Source organism: Streptomyces sp. NPDC042364, from assembly GCF_056437585.1.
The window spans coordinates 105,979-132,493 of record NZ_JBWKAJ010000002.1 but is presented as its reverse complement, the minus strand read 5'-3'; the positions used below and the strand labels follow the sequence as shown (position 1 = coordinate 132,493).

At 73.1% G+C, this 26,515-nt stretch carries 23 protein-coding genes; 12 read left to right on the top strand and 11 right to left on the bottom strand.

Translation table 11 applies throughout. From position 1 onward, the window contains the following. The first annotated feature begins 32 nt into the window (after window positions 1-32). From AC067N_RS03895 to AC067N_RS03875, 5 genes are read left to right on the top strand one after another with little or no spacing between them, the layout of a single operon-like run. Window positions 33-1,022: a TauD/TfdA family dioxygenase gene (locus AC067N_RS03895; protein WP_478677295.1), complete on the top strand. Its 990-nt coding sequence runs from the start codon at window positions 33-35 to the stop codon at window positions 1,020-1,022. After that, window positions 1,019-2,041, top strand: coding sequence for an ornithine cyclodeaminase family protein (locus AC067N_RS03890; protein ID WP_478677294.1), 1,023 nt, complete (start codon window positions 1,019-1,021; stop codon window positions 2,039-2,041). Before AC067N_RS03895 ends, AC067N_RS03890 begins: the two co-directional genes overlap by 4 nt. Next, window positions 2,038-3,399 (top strand): alanine racemase, encoded by a 1,362-nt coding sequence (locus AC067N_RS03885; protein WP_478677293.1) that lies wholly within the window; start codon window positions 2,038-2,040, stop codon window positions 3,397-3,399. Before AC067N_RS03890 ends, AC067N_RS03885 begins: the two co-directional genes overlap by 4 nt. A 13-nt stretch (window positions 3,400-3,412) precedes the next feature. Next, entirely contained in the window at window positions 3,413-4,471 is a 1,059-nt protein-coding gene (locus AC067N_RS03880; protein ID WP_478677292.1) for a cysteine synthase family protein, read from the top strand. A 43-nt stretch (window positions 4,472-4,514) separates the two neighbouring features. After that, entirely contained in the window at window positions 4,515-5,933 is a 1,419-nt protein-coding gene (locus AC067N_RS03875; protein WP_478677291.1) for an MATE family efflux transporter, read from the top strand. Window positions 5,934-6,005: 72 nt separating this feature from the next. Here AC067N_RS03875 and AC067N_RS03870 read toward each other — a convergent pair whose 3' ends face one another. Next, complete coding sequence (locus AC067N_RS03870; protein WP_478677290.1) at window positions 6,006-6,134, bottom strand: hypothetical protein; 129 nt, start codon at window positions 6,132-6,134, stop codon at window positions 6,006-6,008. 486 nt (window positions 6,135-6,620) lie between these two features. On the opposite strand from AC067N_RS03870, the gene AC067N_RS03865 reads away from it, so the two are divergent. Then, entirely contained in the window at window positions 6,621-7,148 is a 528-nt protein-coding gene (locus AC067N_RS03865) for a hypothetical protein (RefSeq protein ID WP_478677289.1), read from the top strand. A gap of 104 nt (window positions 7,149-7,252) precedes the next feature. Further along, window positions 7,253-9,277: a M48 family metalloprotease gene (locus tag AC067N_RS03860; protein WP_478677288.1), complete on the top strand. Its 2,025-nt coding sequence runs from the start codon at window positions 7,253-7,255 to the stop codon at window positions 9,275-9,277. 101 nt (window positions 9,278-9,378) lie between these two features. On the opposite strand, the gene AC067N_RS03855 is transcribed toward AC067N_RS03860, so the two are convergent. From AC067N_RS03855 to AC067N_RS03845, 3 genes are read right to left on the bottom strand one after another with little or no spacing between them, the layout of a single operon-like run. After that, window positions 9,379-10,095, bottom strand: coding sequence for a 3-oxoacid CoA-transferase subunit B (locus tag AC067N_RS03855; RefSeq protein ID WP_478677287.1), 717 nt, complete (start codon window positions 10,093-10,095; stop codon window positions 9,379-9,381). Then, a complete protein-coding gene (locus AC067N_RS03850) occupies window positions 10,092-10,787 on the bottom strand; it encodes a 3-oxoacid CoA-transferase subunit A (RefSeq protein ID WP_478677286.1) in 696 nt (231 codons plus the stop codon). The genes AC067N_RS03855 and AC067N_RS03850 overlap by 4 nt, the downstream gene beginning before the upstream one ends. Beyond that, window positions 10,784-11,989 carry a thiolase family protein gene (locus tag AC067N_RS03845; RefSeq protein WP_478677285.1) on the bottom strand — a complete coding sequence of 402 codons (1,206 nt, stop codon included), beginning with the start codon at window positions 11,987-11,989 and terminating at the stop codon, window positions 10,784-10,786. Before AC067N_RS03845 ends, AC067N_RS03850 begins: the two co-directional genes overlap by 4 nt. 71 nt (window positions 11,990-12,060) lie before the next feature. Here AC067N_RS03845 and AC067N_RS03840 point away from each other — a divergent pair, with 71 nt between their 5' ends. Beyond that, window positions 12,061-12,942 (top strand): LysR family transcriptional regulator, encoded by an 882-nt coding sequence (locus tag AC067N_RS03840; protein ID WP_478677284.1) that lies wholly within the window; start codon window positions 12,061-12,063, stop codon window positions 12,940-12,942. A gap of 61 nt (window positions 12,943-13,003) precedes the next feature. Here the strand turns inward: AC067N_RS03840 and AC067N_RS03835 are convergent, their stop codons facing one another. Next, window positions 13,004-13,555 carry an N-acetyltransferase family protein gene (locus AC067N_RS03835; RefSeq protein ID WP_478677283.1) on the bottom strand — a complete coding sequence of 184 codons (552 nt, stop codon included), beginning with the start codon at window positions 13,553-13,555 and terminating at the stop codon, window positions 13,004-13,006. 195 nt (window positions 13,556-13,750) lie between these two features. Between AC067N_RS03835 and AC067N_RS03830 the strand changes: the two genes are divergently transcribed. Then, window positions 13,751-14,383 (top strand): precorrin-8X methylmutase, encoded by a 633-nt coding sequence (locus AC067N_RS03830; RefSeq protein ID WP_478677282.1) that lies wholly within the window; start codon window positions 13,751-13,753, stop codon window positions 14,381-14,383. 110 nt (window positions 14,384-14,493) lie between these two features. On the opposite strand, the gene AC067N_RS03825 is transcribed toward AC067N_RS03830, so the two are convergent. Beyond that, on the bottom strand, window positions 14,494-15,240 hold the full coding sequence (locus AC067N_RS03825; RefSeq protein ID WP_478677281.1) for a cobalt-precorrin-6A reductase: 747 nt from the start codon (window positions 15,238-15,240) through the stop codon (window positions 14,494-14,496). A gap of 18 nt (window positions 15,241-15,258) precedes the next feature. Here AC067N_RS03825 and AC067N_RS03820 point away from each other — a divergent pair, with 18 nt between their 5' ends. Continuing rightward, window positions 15,259-16,410 (top strand): cobalt-precorrin-5B (C(1))-methyltransferase, encoded by a 1,152-nt coding sequence (locus AC067N_RS03820; protein ID WP_478677280.1) that lies wholly within the window; start codon window positions 15,259-15,261, stop codon window positions 16,408-16,410. Between the two features lie 354 nt (window positions 16,411-16,764). Here AC067N_RS03820 and AC067N_RS03815 read toward each other — a convergent pair whose 3' ends face one another. After that, the gene (locus AC067N_RS03815; protein ID WP_478677279.1) at window positions 16,765-19,230 is read right to left on the bottom strand and encodes a SpoIIE family protein phosphatase; all 2,466 of its coding nucleotides are present in this window, start codon (window positions 19,228-19,230) and stop codon (window positions 16,765-16,767) included. Between the two features lie 380 nt (window positions 19,231-19,610). Between AC067N_RS03815 and AC067N_RS03810 the strand changes: the two genes are divergently transcribed. Beyond that, on the top strand, window positions 19,611-21,260 hold the full coding sequence (locus tag AC067N_RS03810) for a serine/threonine-protein kinase (protein WP_478677278.1): 1,650 nt from the start codon (window positions 19,611-19,613) through the stop codon (window positions 21,258-21,260). 94 nt (window positions 21,261-21,354) lie between these two features. Next, on the top strand, window positions 21,355-22,020 hold the full coding sequence (locus AC067N_RS03805) for a Pr6Pr family membrane protein (protein WP_478677277.1): 666 nt from the start codon (window positions 21,355-21,357) through the stop codon (window positions 22,018-22,020). 88 nt (window positions 22,021-22,108) lie between these two features. Here the strand turns inward: AC067N_RS03805 and AC067N_RS03800 are convergent, their stop codons facing one another. The 4 genes from AC067N_RS03800 to AC067N_RS03785 form a co-directional block, all read right to left on the bottom strand. Next, the gene (locus AC067N_RS03800; RefSeq protein WP_478677276.1) at window positions 22,109-23,635 is read right to left on the bottom strand and encodes a hypothetical protein; all 1,527 of its coding nucleotides are present in this window, start codon (window positions 23,633-23,635) and stop codon (window positions 22,109-22,111) included. 262 nt (window positions 23,636-23,897) lie between these two features. After that, the gene (locus AC067N_RS03795; RefSeq protein WP_478677275.1) at window positions 23,898-24,314 is read right to left on the bottom strand and encodes a tetratricopeptide repeat protein; all 417 of its coding nucleotides are present in this window, start codon (window positions 24,312-24,314) and stop codon (window positions 23,898-23,900) included. 210 nt (window positions 24,315-24,524) lie between these two features. Next, window positions 24,525-25,427: an ATP-binding cassette domain-containing protein gene (locus AC067N_RS03790; RefSeq protein WP_478677274.1), complete on the bottom strand. Its 903-nt coding sequence runs from the start codon at window positions 25,425-25,427 to the stop codon at window positions 24,525-24,527. 8 nt (window positions 25,428-25,435) lie between these two features. Beyond that, a complete protein-coding gene (locus tag AC067N_RS03785) occupies window positions 25,436-26,512 on the bottom strand; it encodes an ABC transporter permease (RefSeq protein ID WP_478677273.1) in 1,077 nt (358 codons plus the stop codon). Window positions 26,513-26,515 lie beyond the last annotated feature (3 nt).

Here is a 26,515-nt window from a genome sequence, read left to right as displayed (position 1 = left end):
CGCACCCCCCGCACTGGAACGGACAGTCACCCATGCCCACGGGAACCGCACCCTTACGCCTGCTCGATCCCGACTCGGTGGCCGAACTGACCACCGCCGCCCGCACCCTTCTGACCAGGTACGACGGGTCGTCGACCCATCCCGGTCTGCTGGCCGAAGTCCCCTCCACAGCCGCCTCGTTGAGCGACGCGATACGCCATGCCTGCCGCCCCGTCGACACCGCCGACGGCCTGTTCGTGCTGCGCGGTCTGCCCGTCGACGACACCGAGATCGGCCCCACACCGGGCCACTGGTCGACCGCCGGTGACGCCGGCGCCGTATACGACGTGGTCCTGCTGCTGCTCTCGACGGTGATGGGCACCCCCATCGCCTGGGAGGGGCAGCAGGAGGGCCGTTTCGTACACAACATCGTGCCGTCTCCCGGCCATGAGGAGGAACAGACCGGCGCCAGCAGCAGTGTGCTGCTCAGCCCGCACACCGAGGACGCGTTCCACCCCGGCCGGGCCCATCTGCTGGTCCTCGGCTGCATGCGCAACCACGACTCGGTCGCCACCACGGCGGCCAGCATCCGCCAGGTCGAACTCGACGCCCGCGAGGTGGAGTTGCTCAGCCTTCCGGTGCTTCCGATCCTGCCCGACGACGCCTACGAGGAGGCCCGGGGCTACGCGGGCGAGCCACCGGCCGTGCCCACGCTGTGGGCGTCCCAGGAGGGCCTGACCCTGCGCTTCGACCCCGCCTACACCCCGCTGGACCAGGCACCCGAGGACCATCGCGCGGCCTACGCCCGGCTGGAGGACGAACTGGCCCGTGTCAGCGTCGCGGTGAGCCTGAACCCCGGTGAGGTCCTGGTCGTCGACAACGACCTGGTCGTCCACGGCCGGGTCCCCTTCAAGGCCCGCTACGACGGCACGGACCGCTGGCTGAAACGTTCCTCCGTGCGGGTCCGGGACCGCCGCACCAGGCCTCCCGCCGAGGAGGCGGAGCACGGCTACGGCCAGGCCGCCGTGGAGGCGTACGCATGACCCGCACCGACGACATGGGAGGACCGGCCGTGACGCCCGACGACAAGACTCTGCGTGTGCTCAGCACCAGCGACGTGGCCGGGATGGACATCTCGTTGGCCGATGTGGTCTCCGTGGTGGAGCAGGCGTACCGCACCCTGGCGGACGGCCGCTCCGACAACCCGCGCAAGCTCACAGTGAAGCCCGAGGACGGCCACTCCGTCGCCTACGCGATGCTCGGCCGGGACGGGGTGCGGGGGGTCGTCGCGATCAAGACCTCCTACAAGTACGGCCTCCACGAGGACCGCGACAAGCAGCACTACTACACGACGCTCACCCTCTACGACGACGAGACCGGCCTGCCGGTCGCCATGCTCGACTGCGGCCGGATCGGCGCCCTGCGCACCCCGGCGGTCTCCGCCCTGCTGGCCCGGGAACTCGCCGCCCCGGACAGCCGCAGCGCTCTCGTCATCGGCACCGGCACCCAGGGCCGGCTCGCGCTGCCGTTCCTGCTGACCACCCTGCCCGACCTGGAGCGGCTGATGCTGTTCGGCACCCACCCGGACGGCATCCGGGCCGTGCGCGAACAACTGCGCACCTACTTCCCCGACCGGGAACCGGAGATCGTCACGGACCTGCGGGCCGCCGCCGAGGACGCGGACATCGTCCTCGCCACCGCCGGACCGGGCACCCCCGCGTCCGTCGAGGCCGAGTGGCTCAAGCCGTCCGCCCTGTCGGTGCTGATCGGGTACGGCATCGCGCCCTCCACCCTGCACACCGCCGACCGGGTCATCGCCACCAGCGAGGCCCAGATGCGGGTCACCGGCACGGACATGGCCGACGCCGACGGCGAACTCCGGTCCGTGCACGCCGAGTTCCCGGAGGTTCTCGCGGGCCGCGCCGAGGGCCGCACGGACCCGGGACAGCGGATCTTCGCGTACAACAGCGGGCTGGTCGTCACCGACATCGCCCTCGGCCACCGGTTCGCCCAACTCGCGCTCGCCCAGGGCCTGGGCACGGCGGTGCCGCTGTGGACGTGACGACCGCCCTCCCCTCGCACACCACCGAGGAGGTGCGCGCGCTCCTCGGCCGGCCCGGCAGCGCCCTCCTGCACGAGCTGGGCCATGGCCTTGGCGGGCCGTACCACGTGCTGTTCCCGCGGCGGTTCGACGCGAACGCCGCCGCGTTCCGGGAGGCGTTCGCCTCGGCGGGCGTGGACGGCCGCGTGTACTACGCCAAGAAGGCCAACAAGGCGTCCGTCTTCGCGGAACGGGCCGCCGTGGCGGGCCTGGGCGTCGACGTCGCGAGCCACGGTGAGCTGCGCGAGGCGCTGGCGGCCGGCGTGCGCGGCACGGACCTGGTGGTCACCGGCCCGGCCAAGGACGACCATCTGCTGCGGGTCGCCGTACTGCACGGGGCGCTTGTCGCCGTGGACGCCCTCGACGAGCTGGACCGCGTCCTCGCCCTGACGAGGGAACTCGGCCGCACCGCACAGGTGTTGCTGCGCCTCCTCCCGCCGGGACAGCCGCACAGCCGCTTCGGCCTGGACGACACCGAGCTGGCGACGGCCCTGGACCGCTGCCGCCCCGAACAGGTGGACATGGCGGGGTTCAGCTTCCACCTCTCCGGCTACGACATCCAGGAACGGGCCGACCTGGCCGCCCGGTCGGTACGGCTGTGCGCGCACGCCCGCACCCTGGGGCTGCGGGCCGACCGGGTGAGCGTCGGCGGCGGCTTCGCGGTGGACTACGTGGCCGCGAAGGACTGGCGGCGCTTCCACGAGAGCACCCGGCCCGAGCACTTCCACCGGCACAAGACCTTCGCCGGCTACTACCCGTACCACTCCCCCGTCGCCGGCGCGGACGCCCTCGCCGCCCTGCTCGCGTCGACCCCGGCGGGCGAGGGGTCGAGCCTGGCCGACCTTGTGCGGGGGGCGGGGGTGACGCTGCTGGTCGAGCCGGGCAGGGCGCTGCTGGACCAGGCGGGCTGCAGCGTCTTCCGCGTCCAGGGCGTCAAGGAACGCGACGGCTACGACATCCTCACCGTGGACGGCAGCAGCCTCAGCCTGTCCGAGCAGTGGTTCGAGAGCGAGTTCCTGCCCGACCCGGTGCTCGTCCCGGCCGACCGGGCGGACCTCGCCGACGCGGGCCCGTACCCGGCCTGTGTGGGCGCCGCCACCTGCCTGGAGTCGGACCTGCTCACCTGGCGCAAGATCCCCTTCCCCGTCCGCCCGGCCACCGGTGACCTGCTGGTGTACCTGAACACGGCCGGCTACCAGATGGACTCCAACGAGTCCCCGTTCCACGAGCTGCCGCTGCCGCCCAAGGTCGTCGTCGAACCGTCGGCCCCCCACTCCCCCTCCGTCCGCGCCCACTGGCGGCTCGACCGCCACCCGTAGGGAGTCCCCAGCCATGAGCCACCCGGACCACCACCCCCTGCACCGCCCGCCCGTCGTCCGCCAGGTCTCCGAACTCATCGGCGCCACCCCGCTGTTCGAGTTGTGCCGTACGGAGAGCGACGCCCGGCTGCTGCTGAAGCTGGAGCAGTTCAACCCCACCGGGACGGCGAAGATACGCATGGCCCGGCAGATGGTCGTCGACGCCGAGGAGCGCGGGCTGCTGCGCCCCGGCGGGCGGATCATCGAGTCCACGTCCGGCAACACCGGCCTCGGGCTCGCCGTGGTCGCCGCCGAGCGGGGCTACACGTTCACCGCGGTCGTCGACCACCACGCCTCCAAGGACAAGCTGCGCGCCATGAAGGCCATGGGCGCCGAACTGGTCTACGTGGCCGCCGAGGGCGACGAGGACCTCGCCACGGCGGCACGCGAGGAGCTGGCGGAGCGGATGGCCGCCGAGTCGGACAACGCGTACTTCACCGAACAGCACAACAACCTCGCCAACGGCGTCGGTTACCACCCGGTGGCCCGGGAGCTGGACGCCGCGCTGGACGGCCGTATCGACATCCTGATCGGCGCCGTCGGCACCGGCGGCGGACTGTTCGGCACCGGGGGCGCGCTGCGCCGGACCGTGCCGGACGTGCGGATCGTCGGCGTCGAGCCCAAGGGGTCCATCGCGTTCGGACCGCCGGCGCACGACTACCACCAGTCCGGCACCGGCACTCCGGAGGGCGCGACGATCGGCGCCATGGTCGACTACGCGCTGCTGGACGAGGGCGCGAAGGTCGGTGACGTCGAGGCGTTCGCCACCGCCCGCGCCGTGGCCCGCCGCACCGGACTCATGCTCGGCGGCTCGGCGGGCGGAGTGGTGTACGAGGCCCTGACCCGGATGCCCTCCCTCGCGCCCGGGACGACTATGGTCGCCCTGATCAACGACGGCGGCGAGAAGTACCTGGACACCGTCTTCGACGACGACTGGATGAGCGCCCGGGACCTGCTCTCCCCCGACGCCGAACGCGAGGTGGACGAGCTGCTCGCCAAGCTCCGCCGCGTCGTGCCGGACGTCCGGGGGTAGACCCTCCCGTCGTAAGCGTCCCCCCACTCAGGAACGGAAGCCGATGCCGCCCGCCCTCGCCCGCCTCCTCGGCGACAGCCGCGCCCTCGCCTCGCTGGCCGTGCCGCTGGCGCTCACCCAGCTCGCGCAGGTCGCCCTCACCACCACCGACACCATCATGATGGGCCTCCTCGGCACCGAGGCCCTGGCGGCGGGCGGCCTCGCCATGGTGATCTTCAACCAGCTGCGCACCATGGGCGTCGGCATGGTCACCGCCGTCGGCAACCAGGTAGCGGCGGCCGACGCGCGGGCGGAGTCGGCGACATCACCGGGGGCCGCCGAGTCGCCGGGGGCCGCCGAGGACGAGGTACGGGACCTGGTCCGGGCGAGTCTGCTGCTGTCGACCCTCGTGGGCGTCGTCGGCGCCGTGCTGATGGTGCTCATCGGGCACGCCGTGATCTGGCTCGGCCAGGACCCGGAGGTGGTCGACGCCGCGAAGCCCGTCCTCTACACGATGGCCCCCGGCCTGATCCCCTGTCTGTGGTTCCAGGCGATACGGCAGTTCACCGTCGGCATGCGCCGCCCGCAGGCCCTGCTGCGCATCACCCTCGTCTCGATCGCCGTCAACGCCGGCCTCAACTGGGCCCTCATCCACGGCACCTGGATCTTCCCCGAGCTGGGCCTGCCCGGCATCGGCCTGGCCACCAGCCTGGTGTACGCGCTGTCCTGTCTCGCCCTGTACGTGTCCGCCCGGCGCGATCCCCGGCTGGCCCCCGTGCTGTCGCTCAGTGTCTGGAAGACCCGCCCCGCGACCCTGCGCCGGCTGACCGGGCTCGGTACGCCGATCGCCGCCACCTACGGCTCCGAGGCGGGCTTCTTCTTCGTCGTCGCCCTGTTCGCGGGCAGCTTCGGCACGGCGGCGCTGGCCGCGCACACCGCCGTCAACCAGCTTGTCTACATCGTCTTCCAGATCGCCGTCGGCCTCTCCCACGCCGCGTCCATCGGCGTCAGCCGGGAGCTGGCGCTGCACAACCTGGCCGCGGCCCGGCGGCTGAAGGCCACCGCCCTGGTCTGCGCGGCGGCGGTGATGGCCGTGGTCGGGCTGGTGTACGTGAGCGCACCTGGCCTGGTGCTCGCGCCGTTCTTCGACACCGGTGACGCCAGGGCGGTCGACATCGCCACCCAACTGCTGCTGGTCGCCGCTGTGCTGCAGTTCTTCGACTGCGCGCAGAACATCGGCGTCGGCCTGCTGCGCGGCCTCGACGACACCAAGGGCGGCTTCCGCGTCACCCTCGTCGGCTACTGGCTGGTGGGTCTGCCCGCCGCCGCGCTCCTCGGTCTCGCCCTGGGCCTGGACACCCTCGGCATCTGGCTCGGTCTGCTCACCGGCCTCGCCACCACCGCGGTACTCCTCCTGCGCCGCTTCGACCGCGGCCTCGGCCGGCTGCCCCGGGCGACGGAACCGGAGCCGTCCCAGGCCTGACCTCCGGTGGCGCGGGCGAGGCGGGCCGCCCCGCCCGCGCCACCGCTGATCAGGGTGCCCACGGGCCCCCGCTCAGCGGCGAAGCAGGGGACCGGCGACGAAGACCGGCGCTTCCTCGTGGGTGCCGACGGCCCGGACCCGTCCGGCCTCCATCACGACGATCCGCTCGACGCCCGTCACCGTCGCCAGGCGGTGGGCCACCCAGCACGGTCGTCTCCCGTGCCACCTCCATGACGACGTCCCGCAGCGCCATCTCGTTGGTTCTCGCGGAGCGTGCCGGCCGGCAGGGTCCCGTCCGGCGCGACCGGCCAGACCGGCGGGGCCGGCGCGTCCGATGCGACCGGACGGCGATCTCCTTCAGCCATTCGGCGGGGGTGGCCCCGACGGTTGCCGGATGGGCGCGGGGGAGGGTGGGCTTCCAGGCTGGGGGCACGAGACACCGTGCGCGGCCCGAGGAGCCCGACACCTCCCTCGACTCGGGCCGCGATCGGCTACGCCGGGCCGCCGACTGATCAAAAGCACGAACGCTATCAGCCCTTCCATCCCCTTATCGGAACTCGCAGAGATCCGGCTACGGAGAGCACTGCCCTCGTTACGGTCGGCGGCAGGGAGACCGAGGCAATCGGGGCCCCGCATCCGAGGAGGATCATGTTTCTATCGCGCAGGGCCAAGAGCACGCGACACACTGTGCCCGTTCCGGGCTCCATCGAGGGTCTGGACGAGGCTGAGGGCTGGGCCCTGTTGGAGTCCCTCGGGCATGAGGTCTTTCTGGAGCTGCACGACGGTGAACGCGTCGGCTTCACCGAGCTGTGGGAGGACTTCCGGGAGGACCCGCAGGGGGTGACGGAGCCCGCGCTCAGGCCGGCCGTGGCCTCGGGAATCACCATGTCGTCGGCGTTGGCGTACATCCTCCCGGTGGCGGCCTGGCTCCTGAAGATCGCCACCGAGCGCGTAGCGGGCCAGGCCGTGGACGCTCTCGGCAGCATCACGCGCGAAAAGATCAAACGTCTCCTCAGGAACCGTCGCCCCCAACCCCCGGCCGGGGAACCGGCGGCGGACTTCCTCCCGGTCTCTCTCGACCCGGAGGAGGAACAGGCGGCCCTCGCCTCACTGGCGGCCTGGGCGCAGAGCATCGGGGCGACTGCCGGTCAGGCACATGAGGTGGCCGAGACGATCATGCGGGTCCTGCGCGGGAACGAGGAAGGGAGCCGGTGACCGTCAGCGAGAGCCGGCGGCCCAGCCCTGTGGTGACGACGCCGGGACCGCACCCGGCACGGGGTCGGCTCGCCAGGGCTCTGTCGCCCACCACCGCACGCTACGTGCTGCTTTTCGTGACCCTGGCCCTCGCCGGTGCCTTCGCCGGCCAGCTGGTCCACAACCTGGTGTTCGGTATGTCCTGGGCGACGGAGACGAGCCGGTGCCTGGACGAAGCGCAGCGCGTACCGGGCACTGTTCTGGACCAGGCCCAGTGGTCGTTGCGCTGCCAGGCGCCGGTGCAGCGCAGGCTCGCCCTGACCTCCCTGGCCGGGTCGGCAGCAGTGCTCCTGCTCGGCCTGACGGGTCTGCGGGCCCTGCCGCGCATTCTGCTGTACAAGGCCGGGCCGCTGCAGGCGGTTTCCGCGGACTGGCAGGAGCCGGCCGACCGGGTCGCCCGGGAGATGGGCGTCATGCGCGCCCCGCGGCTGGCGTGGGGTGGGAAGCGGGTACAGGATGCCTTCACGGTGCGTCGCCGCGGCCGCCACCTGATCATCCTGCCCGAGAGGATCCGCCTGCTCCGCGAACCGGAGGCGGAGGCGGTCATCCGGCACGAGATGGGCCATGTCACGGCCGGGGACGTCACCTTGGTCTGGCTCACGCGTGGGATGTGGTACGCCCTCCTGCCCGTCCTCCTCGCCGCGCCCCTGCTGCACGCGGTGCACGGCATGCGCTCCCGGGAGGCGACTCCCCAGGGGATGATCTCCCAACCCCTCTGGGCCGAGTACGGAGTACGTTCCCTGGTCCTCGCCGTGATCGCCGCGCTCATCGCCCAGATGATCACGAGGTCGCGTGAGCACGAGGCGGACCTGACCGCCGTACACGGGCAGTCCGTTGCGCCCTGGGAGGTTCTGCTCGGTGAACCCCAGCCGAGGCGCGATCCGCTGAGCTCGGCGCGGGCCGCACATCCCACCCATCAGCGCCGCCTCGACGTGCTCCGTGACCCGCGGCTGTACATGCGCCCGACCGTCCTCGACACCATCGCCGTCGGACTGCTCACGGCCGTCCTGGTGGACGCCGTGAACCAGCTCGCCGGCCTCCTGCTCACCGGAACCGGCTGGAGTTCGGCCCCCGTCGCCGCCCTGGCGGCCGGGCTGTTTCTGACCTTCGGATGGGGGACGACGGCATGGCAGGCGGGCGGTGACCGGCAGGAAGGGTTCGCGCCCATGGCGTGGTGGCTGCTGCCGACCCTGGGGGTGAGTACGGCGGTCGGACTGTTCCTGCGCCTGCGCGGCACGGGCGCACCACAGACCGGGATCATGCAGGGGTGGCCGCCGCTGGTCACGCTTTCCCTGGCGGTCATGGGGGCTGCCGCGCTGAGTTCGGCGTTCGCCGGACTGCGGAACGTCCGCGCGAAGGCCGGACGGGGCACCCTCCGCGGCCGGCTGCCGGAGATCATCGTCGGCACCCTGCTGTTCAGCGGAGCGCTGTGGCTCGCGCTGGACTTCATCGTCGCCCTGAAGATCTTCCGTCAACCGGATGTGCTGAGCGCGGCCCTGCTGGTCGGCCCCCGCTCGCCGTCGAGCGCCTACAAGGCCGTCGCTCTGGCCGCGATCGCCGTGCTTGCCGCGTGGGCCTGGGCCTGCAGTCCTCGGCGGAGCCGACTCGGCCGGTTCCTCCCGGCCTCGGCCGCTGCCGTTGCCGCCCTCGCCACGGCCGCCACCCGGCTCGTGTCCCAACCGCGGGCGGCGGGCGACTGGAGCGATGTGTGGCGGCTCGATGTGCTGACGGCGGTATGCGCCGCGGCTGTCTGCGCGGTCACGCTCGTCGTCCTCCGAGGCTCCGGAGGGCTCGGTCACGCGCTGTACGCCGCGCCGCTCGCGGCCACGCTCACCACGACCGTGCTGTGGGCCGCCCGCTTCACCTCGTGGGCCCACCCCTTCGACGCATGGGCCACCGTGCTCGTCGAGAGCGCCCTGTCCGGAACGGGCCTCGTGCTGCTGGCCCTGGCCGTGCCTGGGGGCCTTCTGCCTTCCTGGGCCACGGAGCGCCGGACGGTGAACATCGCCCTCCAGGTCCTCACGGCCGTCATGGCGGCCCTCACGGTACTGGCGCTGCAGCGCTCCGCCGACACGCTGCTGCTCCGGTGATCCCGGCGGGGGGCGCGCCGCTGCCGGGGGAAGACGTCTTCGCCACAAACGCCCGCACCCCCTCCAGGAAGGGGGTGCGGGCGTCGGCGTGGCCGTCGGCCCTACGGGAGCGTGATGCCGAGCCGCTCCGCCAGTTCGGCCGCGCTGACGCCGTACGTCTGCCGGATGCGTACGCCGCCGGGGCCGACGTCGAAGACGCCGCAGTCCGTGTAGACGCGGCTGACGCAGCCGACGCCGGTGAGCGGATACGTGCACCGGGGCACGAGCTTCGGCTCACCGGAGCGGGTGAAGAGCGTCATCATCACGTAGACGTCCTTGGCGCCGATGGCGAGGTCCATGGCACCGCCGACGGCGGGGATGGCGTCGGGCTCGCCGGTGTGCCAGTTGGCGAGGTCGCCGTCGAACGCCACCTGGTACGCCCCGAGGACGCACACGTCGAGGTGGCCGCCGCGCATCATCGCGAACGAGTCGGCGTGGTGGAAGTACGCGGCTCCCGGCAGTTCGGTCACCGGGACCTTGCCGGCGTTGGTCAGGTCGGGGTCGACCGCGTCGCCCTCGGCCTTCGGGCCCATGTTGAGCATGCCGTTCTCGGTGTGCAGCACCACCCCGGAGTCGGCCGGCAGATGGTCGGCGATCTTGGTGGGCTGGCCGATCCCGAGGTTGACGAAGGCGCCCGCCGGGATGTCGCGCGCGATGACGGCGGCCAGTTCGTCCATGGAGAGCCGGTGGTCCGCGCCGACCGGCGCCCCGGCGTGCGCCTGACTGCTCGGCGCGGTCGTCGACCCGGTCGTCGACGCGGTCGTAGGTGTGGCGGTCATCGCGCCCCCTGCACGGTGTAGTGACGGGCCTCGACCTGGACGATCCGGTCGACGTAGATGGACGGGGTGACGACGGCCTCGGGGTCGAGCTTCCCGGGCTCGACGACCTGGTCGACCTGGACGATGGTCGTCGTCGCCGCCGTGGCCATGACGGGTCCGAAGTTGCGGGCGGTCCTGCGGTAGACGAGGTTGCCCATCGTGTCCGCGACGTGGGCGCTGATCAGCGCGTAGTCGCCCTTGATCGGGTACTCCAGCAGGTATTTCCGGCCGTCGATCTCCCGTTCCTCCTTGCCCTCGGCGAGCGGTGTGCCGACCGCGGTCGGGCAGTAGAACGCGCCGATGCCGGCACCGGCCGCACGCATCCGCTCGGCGAGGTTGCCCTGCGGCACGACCTCCAGTTCGACCTTCCCCTCGCGGTAGAGGCCGTCGAAGACCCAGGAGTCGACCTGGCGCGGGAACGAGCAGAGCACCTTGCGCACCCGGCCGGCGGCCAGCAGCGCGGCCAGTCCGACGTCGCCGTTCCCGGCGTTGTTGGACACGATGGTGAGGTCCTTCGCCCCCTGCCGGATGAGCGCGTCGATCAGGTCGAACGGCATGCCGGCCAGGCCGAAGCCGCCGACCAGCACGGTGGACCCGTCCTCGATGCCGGCGACCGCCTCGTCGGCGCTCCGGAGGACTTCCGCCCTGCTCATGCGGCCACCCCCGGCACGTCGCAGTTCTCCAGTACGACGGCCAGCCCCTGGCCGACCCCGATGCAGATCGCGGCGACGCCGTAGCGCTGCCCCGTCTCCCGCAGCACCTTGGCCAGCGTGGCGAGGACACGGCCGCCCGAGGCGCCCAGCGGGTGGCCGATCGCGATGGCGCCGCCCTTCTGGTTGACGAGGGCGGGGTCGATCTTCCAGGCGTCGAGGCAGGCGAGCGACTGCACGGCGAACGCCTCGTTGATCTCGACCGCGCCCACCTGGTCCCAGCCGATCCCGGCCCGGGCCAGCGCGCGGTTCGCGGCCTCGACCGGCGCGTAGCCGAAGTCCTGCGGCTCCAGCGCCATCACGCCGCGACCGGCGATCCGGGCGATCGGGTCGGCCCCGATCGTCGCCGCGGCCTTCTCGCTGCCCAGCAGCACCGCGGCGGCGCCGTCGTTGAGCGGGCTCGCGTTGCCCGCGGTGATGGTGCCGCCCTGCTCCGGGGTGCGGAACACCGGCTTGAGCCCGGCCAGCACCTCCGGCGTGGATCCGGCACGGATGCCCTCGTCACGGGTGAGGTCGACGCCCTCGACCGGTGTCACCAGGTCGTCGTAGAAGCCCGACTCCCAGGCCGCGTGGGCGAGCCGGTGGGAGCGGGCGGCGAACTCGTCCTGCCGCTCGCGGGAGATGCCGTGGCGCTCCCGGAGCAGTTCGTTGGCCTCGCCGAGACTGACCGTCCACTCCTTCGGCATCCGCGGGTTGACCAGCCGCCAGCCGAGCGTCGTGGAGACGGCGGTGACATCGCCGGCCGGGAACCCCTTCGCCGGCTTGGGCAGCACCCAGGGCGCACGCGTCATCGACTCCACGCCGCCGGTCAGCACCACCTCGGCGTCGCCGGACTCGATCAGCCGGCTGGCCGTCATCGCCGCGTCGAGGCTGGAGCCGCACAGCCGGTTGACCGTACTGCCGGGCACGCTCACCGGGAGCCCGGCGAGCAGCGCGGCCATGCGGCCGACGTTGCGGTTCTCCTCGCCGGCGCCGTTGGCGTTGCCCCACACCACGTCGCCGATCGCGGCCGGGTCGAGCCCCGGCACCGTCGCGAGCGTCGAGGTGATCGCGGAGGCGGCGAGGTCGTCGGGGCGGACACCGGCCAGGGCGCCGTTGAAGCGGCCGAACGGCGTCCTCGTCGCGGCGTAGATGAATGCGCTCATGGCAGCCACGCTAACCGCGCGACCCGATATTCTGAAGTACGCATATCGAACGCGATTGATATGGACGAGATATGGATCTGCGGCACCTGAGGTACTTCGTGGCGGTGGCCGAGGAGCGTCACTTCGGGCGGGCCGCCGAGCGGCTCCACATGGCGCAGCCGCCGCTGTCCCAGCAGATCCGGCAGCTGGAGGCGGAGCTCGGCGTCCCGTTGTTCCGCCGCACCACGCGCCGTGTCGACCTCACCGAGGCGGGCCGTGCCTATCTGGAGCGGGCGCGGGCGATCCTCGCCGACGTCGACGAGGCCGCCCACCACGCACGGCGCGTCGCCGCCGGCACGGTGGGCCACCTCGCGATCGGATGCGTGGGCTCGGCGACGTACAGCCTCCTGCCCGCGCTCTCGCGGCGCCTCTCGGAGGAGCTTCCCGGCGTCGACTTCTCGTTCCGCGGGGAGATGCTCGCGCCGGACCAGGTCGAGGCCCTGCGCATCGGGGCGATCGATGTCGCCCTGTTGCGCCCTCCGGCGGCGGACCTCTCCCTCACCGTGCACACCCTGCGCCGCGACCGGCTCGTCGTCGCCGTACCGGTCGACCACCCCCTGGCCCGCCGCAGCCGGCTGCGGGCGGCGGACCTGGCCGGTGCCGACCTGATCGTGCACTCCGCCGACCGCCGGTCGGTGATGTACGACGTCGTCCTGGGTCTGCTGCGCGGTGCCGGCGTCGAGCCGCGCATCCGTCACGAGGTCGGCGAGACCTCGACGCTGGTCACGCTCGTGGCCGGCGGTCTCGGTGTCGCGGTGGTGCCCGAGCCGGTGACCGCGCTGGCCCTCGACGGCGTCGTCTACCTGCCGCTGACCGGGGCCGACGCACGAGTGGAGCTGGCCGTCGCGCACCGCGCCGACCGCGCCGAGCCGCACCTGGAACGCGCCGTGGGGATCATCCGGGCCACCTGCTGAGGCGACGAGGCCGGGTCGCGCGGACGGCGCCCGGCCGGGCGGGGAGGAGCCCGGAGGTGGCTCAGAGTGCGAGGCTCATCAGGATGGCGTCCCGGTCGTCGCCCGGTGCGATCCGCAGCGCGCCGGGCCAGCGGCCGACCTCCTCCCAGCCCAGCTTGCGGTAGAAGTCCTCCAGCCCCACCCCGCCGCGGGTGGAGAGCTGCAGGCGCTCCAGTCCCATCTCGTCCCGCGCGATGTCGCGGACGCGATGCATCAGCCCGGCGCCGATGCCCCGGCCCCGGTGACGCGGATGGGTCTGGACGTGGTTGACCGTGCCGCAGTGCGCGCCGAGCGGGTGCGGCTCGCGGCGAAGGACGAGCCAGCCGGCCAGCGAGCCGCCGACGGTGGCGACGAGGAGCCTGCCCCGCCCGGGGTGCAGGCTCCGGACCAGGCCGTCGACCACGGGCGCTACGTCGTGCGTGCTGACCGGCAGCGGCGGGAACTCGGTGGCGAGCACCGCTCCGCCCGCGTTGGCCACGCCCTCCCAGCAGTCGGTGATCTCCTGCCGCAGGCCCGGGGTCACCTCGTCGGGGCTGGTGAACTGCGCGAACTCAGAGGATCTGTGCACCGTCATGTCCGCCAGCGTGGCAGAAGCGGGGGCGGTCGTGCACCGAGGGTCGTCACCCGAGGGCGGAGTGTGGCCCCGCGGCACCCGTGGATATGCTCGCCGTCCGGCGCCCGGGCCCGGTGGGAGTCCACACGGACCGGGTCCCGGCGGAGAGGCCCGCAGGACAGCCGTAGGACGACCGAAGGCAGCGAGAAGAGCACCGTGACCACGTACGACTACGAGAAGGACGGGGCGGAGATCTACCGCCGGTCCTTCGCCACCATCCGCGCGGAGGCCGACCTCGCGGGGCTGCCCGCCGACGTGAGCCGGGTCGCCGTCCGGATGATCCACGCCTGCGGGATGGTCGACCTCGTACGGGACCTGGCCTACTCGCCGGGCGTGGTGGCCCGCGCCCGGGAGGCGCTCCGCACGGGGGCGCCGGTGTTCACGGACGTCCGGATGGTGGCCAGCGGCGTGACCCGCAAGCGGCTGCCCGCCGACAACGACGTGGTGTGCACGCTCGCCGACCCGGCCGTCCCCGAGCTGGCGGCGAAGCTCGGCACCACGCGCAGCGCCGCCGCGCTCGAACTGTGGCGGGACCGGCTGGAGGGCTCGGTCGTCGCCGTCGGCAACGCGCCGACCGCCCTGTTCCGCCTGCTGGAGATGATCGAGGACGGCGCTCCCCGTCCGGCCGCCGTCATCGGCGTCCCGGTCGGCTTCGTCGGCGCCGCCGAGTCCAAGGACGCCCTGGCCGCGAACGCGTCGGGGCTGGAGTACCTGGTCGTACGCGGCCGTCGCGGCGGCAGCGCCATCGCCGCCGCCGCGCTCAACGCGCTCGCGAGCGAGGAGGAGTGAAGGGGGAGCCCCGTCGGGGGCGGGGCCGCGGGCGACACGGGTGCCCGGGGCCGCGGCCTCGGGGGAACGGGCCCGCGGGACCTTGCTGACGTCGGTGGAGACGTGCGCGGTCAGCGGCCCGTGAGGCGCTCGCCGACCCAGCGGGCCGCCGCCCCGGGGTCCGCCGCCGCGGGGACGCCCTCGGGCACCGGGGGCCTGCGGACCACGACCACGGGGAGGCCGGCCTCGCGTGCGGCGGTGAGCTTGGGTGCGGTGGCCGCTCCCCCGCTGTCCTTCGTCACGAGGACGTCGACGCGGTGGCGGCGCAGCAGCGCGCGCTCCCCGTCGAGCGTGAAGGGGCCCCGGTCGAGCAGTACCTCCATACGGGCCGGGTGCGGGGCCTCGGGCGGGTCGACGGACCGTACGAGGAACCAGAGTCCGTCGAGTCCGGCGAAGGCGGCCAGGCCCATGCGCCCGGTGGTGAGGAACACGCGCCGGCCGAGTGCGGGCAGCAGGGTCGCGGCCTCCGCCAGGGACGCGGCCTCGTGCCAGTCGTCGCCGTCGCCGGGGACCCAGCCGGGGCGGCGCAGGGCGAGCAGGGGAACATGGGCGTCGGCGGCGGCCCGCGCCGCGTGGAAACTGATCGTCCCGGCGAAGGGGTGGGTGGCGTCGATGAGTGCGTCCACCCGGTGCTCGCGCAGCCAGGCGGTGAGGCCCTCGGGTCCGCCGAAGCCGCCGACGCGGACCTCGCCCGGGGGCAGCCGGGGGCCGGCGACCCGTCCGGCGAGGGAGCTGGTCAGGGTCAGGCCGGGCGTGCCGTGGAGCAGTTCGGCGAGGCGGCGGGCCTCCGTGGTTCCGCCGAGTACCAGTACGTGCATGGGGGTCCGGGTCCGTTCATGAACAGCAGTGACGAGCAGCGCGCCGGTGGGGCGGCCGGTGCGGCGAAGGGCGGTCGCGCGGCCCAACTCAAGCACACCGGGCTGCGGCCCGGCTGGACCACCGGTGCCTGTGCGACGGCGGCGGCCACAGCCGCGTACACCGCCCTGCTGACCGGGGAGTTCCCCGATCCGGTGACGATCACCCTGCCGAAGGGGCAGACCCCGTCGTTCGCGCTCGCGGCCGAGGAGCTGACCGGGACGGCCGCGATGGCGGGCATCGTGAAGGACGCGGGCGACGACCCGGACGTCACGCACGGCGCGCTGGTCCGGGCCACGGTCCGGCGGCTGCCCGCCGGGTCCGGCGTCGTCTTCAGGGCCGGCCCGGGCGTCGGGACGGTCACCCGCCCGGGTCTGCCCCTGCCCGTCGGGGAGCCGGCCGTGAACCCGGTGCCCCGCCGGATGATGCGCGACCATGTCGCCGAGGTAGCCGCCCGCCACGGGGACACCGGTGACGTCGAGATCACCCTCTCCGTCGACCACGGCGAGGAGATCGCCCGCTCCACCTGGAACCCCCGGCTCGGCATCCTCGGCGGCCTGTCCATCCTGGGCACCACCGGGATCGTGGTGCCGTACTCCTGCTCGGCGTGGATCGACTCCATCCGGCGGGGCGTGGACGTGGCGCGCGCGGCGGGCCGTACGCATGTCGCCGGGTGCACGGGGTCGACCTCGGAGCGGACCGTCGTCTCCGAGTACGGACTGCCGGAGGACGCGCTGCTGGACATGGGCGACTTCGCGGGCGCGGTCCTGAAGTACATCCGCCGCCACCCGGTCGGCCGGCTGACGATCTGCGGCGGCTTCGCCAAGCTCTCCAAGCTCGCCGCCGGCCACCTCGACCTGCACTCCGGCCGCTCCCAGGTCGACAAGGGCCTCCTCGCCGAGCTGGCCCGGCGGGGCGGTGCGGACGAGACGCTGGCCGCCGGGGTGGCGGCGGCCAACACCGGCCTCGCCGCGCTCCAGCTGTGCGCGGCGGCCGGTGTGCCGCTGGGCGACCTGGTCGCGACGGCGGCCCGCGACGAGGCCCTGGCGGTCCTGCGCGGGGCACCGGTCGCCGTCGACGTGATCTGCGTCGACCGGGCGGGGGCGGTGGTGGGGCGCAGCGCGGTCGCCTGAGGACCGGACGGCCCCACCGACAAGTAAAGGCGCAGCTCAGGGCTCTGCCTGGAGCACAAGAGCGCTGCTGAGGCTGTGGCTGACGCCCAGTCGGCGGGCGAGCTCCCGGGCGAGGCTCGGCCGTGGCCCGGCTCGGCGAAGGCCTCCAGGCCGCGCGGCAGGATGCTCTCCTGCTCGGGCACCGCGGGCGTGTCCGCACCGGGTCGCCCCGGCCGTAGCACCGATCCGGCTTTCACTGCCACCACGGCCTCCGCCACATCCGGGTCGCACCGTCCTGGAGACCGGCATCCGCTCCCCCTGTCAGTCGTCGGATCAACGGCCGGCCCTCGTGTGCCCACCCCGAGGGGCCCCGGTCTACGGGAAGGACATGTCCGGGAGGCCGCCGGAGGCGTTCAGCTCGGCCCAGACGGTCTTGCCCCGGCGGGCGTGGCGGGTGCCCCAGCGTTCGGTGAGCTGGGCGACCAGGAGCAGACCCCGTCCTCCCTCGTCGAAGACCCGGGCCCGGCGCAGGTGCGGGGTGGTGCTGCCGGCGTCCGAGACCTCGCACAGGAGCGTGCGGTCGTGAATGAGCCGTAGTCCGATGGGGGGCCGGCCGTAGCGGATGGCGTTGGTGACCAGTTCGCTCACCACCAGCTCCGCGAGGAATCCCAGCTCCTCCAGGCCCCATACGGAGAGTTGGCGCGAGACGTTCGCCCTGGCCCGCCCCACGGCGGCAGGGTCCGCCTCCAGGTCCCAGGCGGCCACCTGCTCGGAGCCGAGCGCACGGGTGCGGGCCAGCAGCAGGGCGACGTCGTCGGGCGGACGCGCGGGGAGCAGTGTTTCCAGTACCGCGTCGCAGGTGGCCTCCAGGGACGCGGCGGGACGGGCGAGGGCTCCGCGCAGCCGGGTGAGCCCCTCGTCGATGTCATGGCCCCGCGCCTCCAGCAGGCCGTCCGTGTAGAGGACGAGCACACTGCCCACCGGCCATTCGAACTCCGCCGCCTCGAACGGCAGCCCGCCCAGCCCCAGCGGGGGCCCCGGCGGCAGATCGAGAACCTCCACGACGCCGTCCGGGGCGACGACGGCGGGCTGCACATGCCCCGCCCGCGCGAGCGCGCAGGAGCGCGACACGGGGTCGTACACGGCGTAGAGGCACGTGGCACCGATGACACCGACGGACTCGGCGTCGGCGAGGGGGAAGGACGTCCGCACGCCCCCTCCCGGCTCGGACCCGGGGGCCGTGTCCCCGGCGCCGCCCCGCTCCCCCTCGGCCTCGGCGGAGAGGCGGATGACGACGTCGTCGAGGTGGGTGAGGAGCTCGTCGGGGGGCAGGTCGATGTCGGCCAGGGTGCGCACGGCGGTGCGGAGCCGGCCCATGGTGGCGGCGGCGTGGATGCCGTGGCCGACGACGTCGCCGACGACGAGGGCGACGCGGGCCCCGGAGAGCGGGATGACGTCGTACCAGTCGCCGCCGACACCTACCCGGTCACCGGCGGGCAGGTAGCGGCAGGCGACCTCCACGGCGGACTGCGGCGGCGTACGCGACGGCAGCAGGCTGCGCTGGAGGCTGATCGCGGTGGCTCGGGCATGCGTGTACCGGCGGGCGTTGTCCACTGCCACCGCCGCCCTCGCCGCGATCTCCTGGGCGAGGAGCAGGTCCTCGTCGTCGAACGGGTCGGATGCCCGATGGCGGAAGAACTGCGCGACCCCGAGGGTGGCTCCCCGGGCCCGCAGCGGCACGACCAGCATCGAGTGCGCGGACGGCGCCTGGGGCGCAGGGGGCGCCGACGGTGCGGAGGGACTCGGGGGTGCGGACGGACTCGGGGGTGCTGGGGCCGGGGCCGGGCGGGTCGGACCGGGCGGGTCGGTCGGGTGGGTGCCGTCGGCGTGCCCGTCGGCCGTCGTCGGCAGCGCCGGGTCGGGGGGTTCGCCGTCCACGCGGTGCCGGAAGGGGTGCCCCGTGGCCAGGGCGCGGGCCGGGAGCGAGCCGGCCGGGAAGGTGTGGGGTCTCGGGGGCCCGGCCTCCGCCGCCTGCTCGACGGCGGGTCCCGGCTCGAAGGCGGCCCGGGGCCCGGTCCCGGGCTCGGAATCGGCCTCGGCCGGGGCCCCGGCATCGGACTCGGCCCGGTCCTCCGGTGCTGCCGACGTTCGCCTGGCGAGCCGGCGCAGTACGAGCGGCTCCTCCGGCGGGGTGTCGTGGCCGTGCAGCGCGGAGTCGATGAGGTCGACGGTGACCAGGTCGGCGAACGAACGGGCGGCCAGGCAGGCGAACGGCTGGGTGGCGAAGTCCGCGAGCTCCTGGGTGGTGCGGGCGATGTCCAGGGTCGTACCGATGCGCACGCTCGCCTCGTTCACCATCGACAGCCGCCCCCGGAGCCGCCGTTCCCGTTCCTCCTCGTACGCCACCACGCCCTGCTCCGACGAGCGGTCCACGTACTCGGTGGCCGTCACGATCAGTCGACGAGCGGCCTCGCTGATCAGCGTGGAGTCGTCCGTGAGCCGAGCCATCTCCTCGAGCAGCCGGTCGAGCATGACGCCCTGCCCGAGCCGGAAGGCCCGCAGCACCAGGCTGACGGGTACGCCGTGCCGCGCCAGCCGACGTACGCGGGTCAGCTCCGCGATCGGCTGCTCCAGGGCACGAGGGTCGACCCCTTGTTCGAGTGCGGACAGGACGACGACCACGTGCTGGGCGACGTTCTCCGACGTCATGGCGTCCGGGTGCTCCCAGAGGTCCGGCAGTTCGCTGCGCAGGCACCGTTCCACCTCGGCGATCAGCTCGTCCGCCTTCGAACCGAGCTCGCGCGCGACACGCGACACAAGACCGTCAGCCGTGGGGTCCACGCTCTCGACGTTACGCCGGAACACCGAGGGGTTGCGCGTCCTGGGTCTCCCGGGACGGACCGGGCAGTCCCCGTCGCCCGACGACGACCGGGTCCTTCGGTGACCGGATACGGAGCAGATGGCGTTCCCCCTGCCGTGCGCCACCGGCTCGGCCCCGTGCCGGAGCCCCGCCCCGAACCGCGGCCGGCCCCCGGGGGCCGGCCGCGGGCGCGAGGCGAACGAATCGAGACACTTCCCGGCTCCCGCAGCTCCCTCCACGATCATGTAGATGCCACGGAACGCCGGGGCCCGGCCCGGTCCGGGTGCGCCCGCAGGACCCGTACGGGTGGCCGGATATGGTGACGTCGCGAATCGAACGTACGCAGGGCTGGCGGAGGCACGTGGTGTCGGACGTAGGGCGGCTCGTCGCCGGGCGCTATCGGCTCACGGAGCAGATCGGCCGCGGGGGCATGGGCACGGTGTGGCGGGGCGAGGACGAGGTCCTCGGCCGTCAGGTCGCGCTCAAACAGCTCCACGTACAGCCGCACCTGTCCCCCGACGACCTGGCCAGGCTGTACGAGCGCACGCGCCGCGAGGCCCGCAGCGCCGCCCGGGTCGCGCACCCGAACGTGATCGTCGTCCATGACGTCGTCGACGACGAGGTGGACGGCGACGGACGGCCCTGCATCGTCATGGAGTACGTCCCGGCACCCGCCCTCGCCGACCTTCTCACCGACGGCCGGACCGTACCGCCCGAGGAGGCGGCCCGGATCGGTCTGGGCATGGTCACCGCGCTGCGCGCCGCGCACGCCGCCGGTGTACTGCACCGGGACGTCAAGCCCGGCAACGTCCTGCTCGGCGCGGACGGCCGTGTCGTCCTCACCGACTTCGGCATCGCGATGACGGCCGACGCCTCGACCCTCACCAAGACCGGCGAGATGGTCGGCTCCATCCACTACATGGCCCCGGAGCGCATTCGCGGCCGGAAGCCCGGCCCCGCGTCGGACCTGTGGGCGCTGGGTGCCACGCTCTACCAGGCGGTGGAGGGCCGCCCGCCGTTCCGCCGGCTGACCGCGATGGAGGCCGCGTACGCCATCGCCGTCGACCCGCTGGAGCCCCTGAAGCAGGGCGGCGCCCTGCGACCCCTGATCGAGGCCCTGCTGGTCAAGGACCCCGAGGAACGGCCCACCGCGGAGCAGACGGAACAGGCGCTGCGAGCCGTGCTGTCCGGCGCGCCGACGACCGCACTGCCCGGGCCGGCCGCCACGGGCGCCGCGGCAGGCCGCGGCGACCACGGAGATACGGGGCGGCACACCACGGCGACGGGAGGCCACATCCTGACGGGGCCGGAACCGGAGACGGGGCCGGAACCGGAACCGGAGACGGGGCCGCGGCGAAAGCCGGGGCAGGCGTGGCACGGTGACGCCCCTTCATCCCTCGGCCCCCGAAGGCGGCGTCGCGTCCTCGTCTCGCTCGCCGTGGCCGTGACCGTGGCCGCCACGGTCATCGGGGCGTCGCTCTACGCGGCCTCGAACCCCGGTGCGAACACCACTCCGGACAGTGCGGACGGTTCCCCCACCCCGGCCTACTCCCCGTCACCCGTCCCCGACGGCTACCACCTGGTCGAGGAGAAGGAGCTCAACGTGTCCTTCCCGGTCCCGGACGGCTGGAAGGTCGCACAGCGGACCTCGGAAAAGGTCGTCTACATCGACACGACCGGACTCGTCCGCCTCGACATCGGGGTGGTCGACCCCGCCGGTTCGCACCCCATGGCCCACTTCAAGGACATCGAGGCGAACACCAAGGCCAACTACCCCGGCACCTACCGCAAGCTGCGTATGCAGAAGACCACGCTGCGGGGGCAGCCGGCCGCCGTCTGGGAGTTCACCTTCCAGGGCCGCGCCCGGGCCTTCCGCGCCATCGACCTCGGCTTCGGGCGCGAGGGCGAGCGGGAGTACGACATCTACCTCTCGGCACCGGACCTGGACTGGGACACGTACCGTCCCGTCTTCGACAAGGTGAGCGACGGCTTCATCACCTCCGTGTCCTGAGACGGGCCGCACCGGCGCGGCCGTCGGCCGAGGGCGCGGCCCTCGGACGGAGCAATGCGGGCCGGGAGCCCGGACCGCCCGTACCTCTGGGCGCATGACGCTCGCTCTCTCCCTGTCACGTATCGCCCTGGCCGTCCTGTCAGCGGTGGCCCTGGGTTTCGCGGGCCACGACGCCGCGACGTCGGCGACCGGCCTCGCGGACTTCTTCGGCCGCTTCACGATCCTGAGCTCCATGGCGGCGTGCGTCGTCCTGCTGGTCTCAGGGGTGGAGGGGCTGCGCGGCACAGGGGGCGGGCGCGGGGTGCCGGACCTGGTGCGTGGTGCGGTGGTGCTGTACACGGCGGTCAGCGGGTTGGTGTACGGGGTGGTCGACACCGGGTTCCACGACACTCTGATGCCGTCGTGGGTGGACCATGTGCTGCACCAGGTGCTGCCGCTGGTCATGATCGCCGACTGGCTGGTCGACCCGCCGCGCCGCCGGGTCCGCTACCCGCGCGCCGCCTCCTGGCTGGTCCTCCCACTCCTCTACGTCGGCTACAGCCTGGCCCGGGGTGCGGTGACCGGCCGGTACGCGTACCGGTTCCTGGACCCGGACCGGGGTGTCGGCGGCTACGGGCGGATCACGGTGGCGTGTCTGCTGCTCGCGGTGATGTTCGTGGTGGTCGGGGCGTTGGTGGTCAGGGTGGGCAACACCGCCGGGGCGCGCCGCCGTCCGCGGGACTTCCGGGGCGGGTCCCACCGCAGGCCGGGGCCCCGGTGAGAGGCCGCGGGCCCGGTGGCGGCCCGCGGTCCCGGCGGGCGCCACCGGACCGGACCGGACCTGCGCGATGCCCCGCCGCCGTTGTCGCCTACGGCGCCGTCGGTGCCACGTGCAGCCGGAACCCGGCGGCCTCCCGGGCGGGCCAGGAGCGGGCGTAGTCGGGCGGGGTGCCGCCCGGTGCCACGAGGGCGGCGACCGGGATGCGCTCGGCGGTGCGCAGGATGCCCTCGCGGGTGGTGTTGGCGTTGTTGCCGCGGACGGCGGCGGAGGCGCAGCCGGCGTGGAACGCGATGGGGATGGCGTAGTCGCCCGTGAGCAGGCACGGCGGCCGTACGCCCAGCCGTCGCAGGTCGGCGGCGACCCGGTCCCAGTCGCGGTGCCAGGCGGTGGTGCGTTCGACGGTCCGCGTCAGCACGGCGTACTGCACGGCCAGATGGCCGATGAGGGCGAGCGCCACGAGTGTCCCGGCCACCGGCCGCCACGCCCCGCCCGGCCCGGTGACCAAGGCCAGCAGTCCGTCGGCGAGGGGGATCGCGAGCAGGGCGTACGCGGGGAGCATGAACCGGGGCGCGGCGTATCCGATGAAGAAGAGGTAGGGCAGGGCGGCGGTCGTGGCACAGGCCAGCAGGACCAGCGTGGGCGTACGGCGTCCCGCCCGGAACGCCACGACCGCCCCGACCGCGGCGAGCACCGGCAGGGCGAACCACCACGCGTAGACCGCGATGTGGGGCAGCTCGCCGGTGCAGGGGCGGCACAGGGTGCGCCCGCCCAGGCTGCGCAACTGGTCGTCGACGGCGATGTTCCAGCCCAGTCCGCCCTGGACGTGTGACGCGTCGGCCAGCCGCCGGGCGAGCCCGCCGTACCGGGCGTACGCCTCGATCACCCAGGCTCCCGCGCCGGTGCCGACTCCGACCGCCATCGCCGCGAGCAGCCGGGGCTGCCGCCACCTGCGCACGCCGACCAGCAGGAGGAACAGCGGCAGGGTCACCCACACGGCATCGGTGGGCCGCATCCACGCGATGAGCGCGGTGCCGGCGGCGGCGCCCCAGAGCGTCGTACGGCCCACCGAGTGCGCCTGAGCCTCAGCCTCAGCCTGAGCCTCAGCCTCAGCCTCGGTCCGCGCCCGCGCCCGCGCCCGCAGGAAGCATCCCGTCGTGACGAGCGCTCCGATGGCGACCCAGTAGTTGGGCATGGCCTGCGGCCCGTAGAAGAGGGTCACCCACAAGGTGGCGAACAGCGCCCCCGCGAGCGCCAGCACCCGCACGGGGAACAGCCCGCGCCACACCCGCAGCCCGAGATAGAGCCCGACGCCGGAGAGCACCGCCAGATAGATCCGCAGCAACTCGGTGGACGACGACCAGGCCGCGACCGGCGCGACGAGCAGCGGGACACCGCGCGCACGGGGCGCGCTGAAGAACGCGGCCGGCCCGTGCGGGCTGACCTGGCTGACGTACACCGACTCGTCCCAGCCCAGCCCCATCCCCGGTGGCACGAGGACGAGTTGGGCGAGCGTGAACGCTCCGGCCACGACGGCCAGCGGGGTGAGGACCGGTGATACGGCGGGCGGCACGGCGACGGGTGCGGTGAGCGGCGGGGCGTTGGAGCTGATGCGCATGACCCATCCCGGTGACACACGAGGACAAAGGACTGAAATTCCTCTTGAACGACAAAAGGATCAGTCATCGTGTGGGGCCGTCGTGGCACGCCGCACCGGCCCGCGGACGGCTTCACCCGCCCGCCCCACTACGCACCCCCGCCCTCTGCCTGCCGGGCCACGCTTCTGCTTCCGCCTCGGCGACGACGCGCCTGGATCGACACGTGGGCCGCGCCGGCGGCCCACTGGGTCGGTCGCGGATCAGATCGGGTGGGGCGCCAGGTCAAGACAGCTCGGACGCCACTCGTCGAGGACCTGCACCAGGGGTGAAAGCCGCTAACGGTCTCGGCAACGGATGGTTGTTGCCGACGCGCTGGATCAGGGCGGCCGGCGCGTCCTTGTGCCTGCTCTCCGCTTCCTTGATCCGGCCGACCTCTTTCAGGGTGACGGCAAGGTTGCCGGCACAGGTCAGCGTCGACGGGTGCGAGCGCCCGAGAACCTCCCTGAGCAGTGCATACGCCTCGATGCAGCTCTTGCGGGCCTCTTCCCAGCGGCCGAGCGCGCCCTCGGCCTGCGCCGGCCGGCCCGCCCGCCCGCCCGCCCGCCGAAGCGAGCCTGCCAGGCCCTTGGCGGTGTCGAGTACGGTCGGCGAGCCCTCGGTGAGACGGACATTGCGCAGACAGCGTTCGTAGGCGATCACACCGTGAACGACCCCGTTTCGGCCACACTCCTGATCGCCGGACGTCGGCGACCGGCGGACGGGCCCACGCCCGAGGCTCGACAGGACGAACGGCCGTGATCGTCAGGATGTCTCTCCTGGCGGCTCCTCGCGGTGGAGGAGCCGTCGGGTCAGGAAAGCCGTCCTGACGACACGGCCGTTGTCGTCGTGCCGGTCGGCGGGGGCGGAACGTTACGCCGCGCCGTCCTTCGCGGTGGCCACGGGAGCGGTGAGGTCTTCCTCTTCGGGAAGTTCGTCCACGTCGACCCCGCGTACCTGGGCCAGCTCGTGCTTGAGGGCCGCGAGTTCCGTACCGCCCGCCATGTGGTTGGTGAGTTCCTCCAGGGTGACCTGGTCGCGGGCGGCGGAGAGTTCCATCGTGCCGAGGCGCAGGACGCTGAAGTGGTCGCCGACCATGTAGGCGTGGTGGGGGTTGTGGGTGATGAAGATGACGCCGAGGCCGCGGTCGCGGGCGGCGGCGATGTACTTCAGCACCACACCCGACTGCTTGACGCCGAGGGCGGCGGTGGGCTCGTCGAGGATGAGGACGCGGGCGCCGAAGTAGACGGCGCGGGCGATGGCCACGCACTGGCGCTGGCCGCCGGAGAGGGTGCCGATGGGCTGTTCCAGGTCGTCCAGGACGATGCCCATGTTCCGCAGCTCGGCGTCCGCGGTCTGCTTCATCTTCTCGATGTCGAGGCGGCGCAGCGGCCAGGGCCCCTTCGTCATCTCCGAGCCGAGGAAGAAGTTCCGCCACACCGGCATCAGGGGGACGGTGGCGAGGTCCTGGTAGACGGTGGCGATGCCGGCGTCGAGCGCCTCGCGCGGGGTGGTGAAGCGGACCGGGGCGCCGTCGACCAGGAACTCGCCCTCGGTGTGCTGGTGCAGACCCGAGATGATCTTGATCAGGGTGGACTTGCCGGCGCCGTTGTCGCCCAGGACGCAGGTGACCTTGCCGGGGTGGACGGTCAGGTCCACGCCGTGCAGGGCGCGGACGTTGCCGTACGCCTTGCCCGCGCCGCGCAGTTCCACGACCGGGGTGTCGGTGGCCGGGGTCGCGTCGGTCGTGGCGGCGGTCGTGTTCGTGGGTGTCATGGGGTGGTTCACCTCCGGGTCGCCTGGCGGCGGACCCACAAGTTGACGAGGGCGGCGATCAGGAGCATCACGCCGAGGAAGGCCTTGAACCAGTCGGGGTTCCAGTTGGCGTAGACGATGCCCTGGTTGACCATGCCGAAGATGAAGGCGCCGATGACCGGGCCGATCGCCGAGCCGTAGCCGCCGGTCAGCAGGCAGCCGCCGATCACCGCGGCGATGATGTAGAGGAACTCGTTGCCCACGCCCTCGTTGGACTGCACCGTGTTGAACGAGAACAGCAGGTGCATCCCCACGAACCAGGCCCCGGCGCCCACGCCCATGAAGAGGGCGACCTTGGTGAAGTTCACGGGCACGCCGACGGCCCGTGCGCTGTCCTGGCTGCCGCCGACCGCGAAGATCCAGTTGCCGAACTTGGTGCGCAGCAGCAGCCAGGTCGCGATCGCCGCGAACACCAGCCAGTAGAAGATCGTGATCTTGAAGTCGACGCCGCCGATCGTCACCTCGGAGGCGAAGATGCTCTTGGCCTGGTCGAAGCCGTCCATGTCGGCGATCGAGTCGGACGCCACGTTGCCCGTGAAGATCTTGGTGACGGCCAGGTTGGAGCCCTGGAGGATCAGGAAGGAACCCAGGGTCACCAGGAAGCTCGGCAGGCCGGTCCTGATGAGCAGCCAGCCGTTGAACGCGCCCACCGCCAGCGACACGACCAGCGCGACGATCACACCCGTCCACACGTTCACCGTCAGCTGGAAGCTGAGGATCGCGGCGGTCAGCGCGGAGGTGGTGACCGCGACACCGGCGGACAGGTCGAACTCCCCGCCGATCATCAGCAACGCCACCGGCAGCGCCATGATGCCCATGACGGACGCCTGGTAGAGCACGGTCGCCAGTGAGCCCGCCTCGCGGAAGGAGGGCGCGACGGCGAAGAAGAAGATGTAGACGCCGATCGCGGCGATCAGCGCGCCGACCTCGGGGCGGGCCAGCAGACGCCGGCCCAGGGAGCGTTCGACGGTACGGCCGTCCTTCTGGGCGGCCGGCGGAGCCGGCGGCGAGGGGGAGCTCGCCGCCGGTGCCGTTGCTTGGGTCATTCA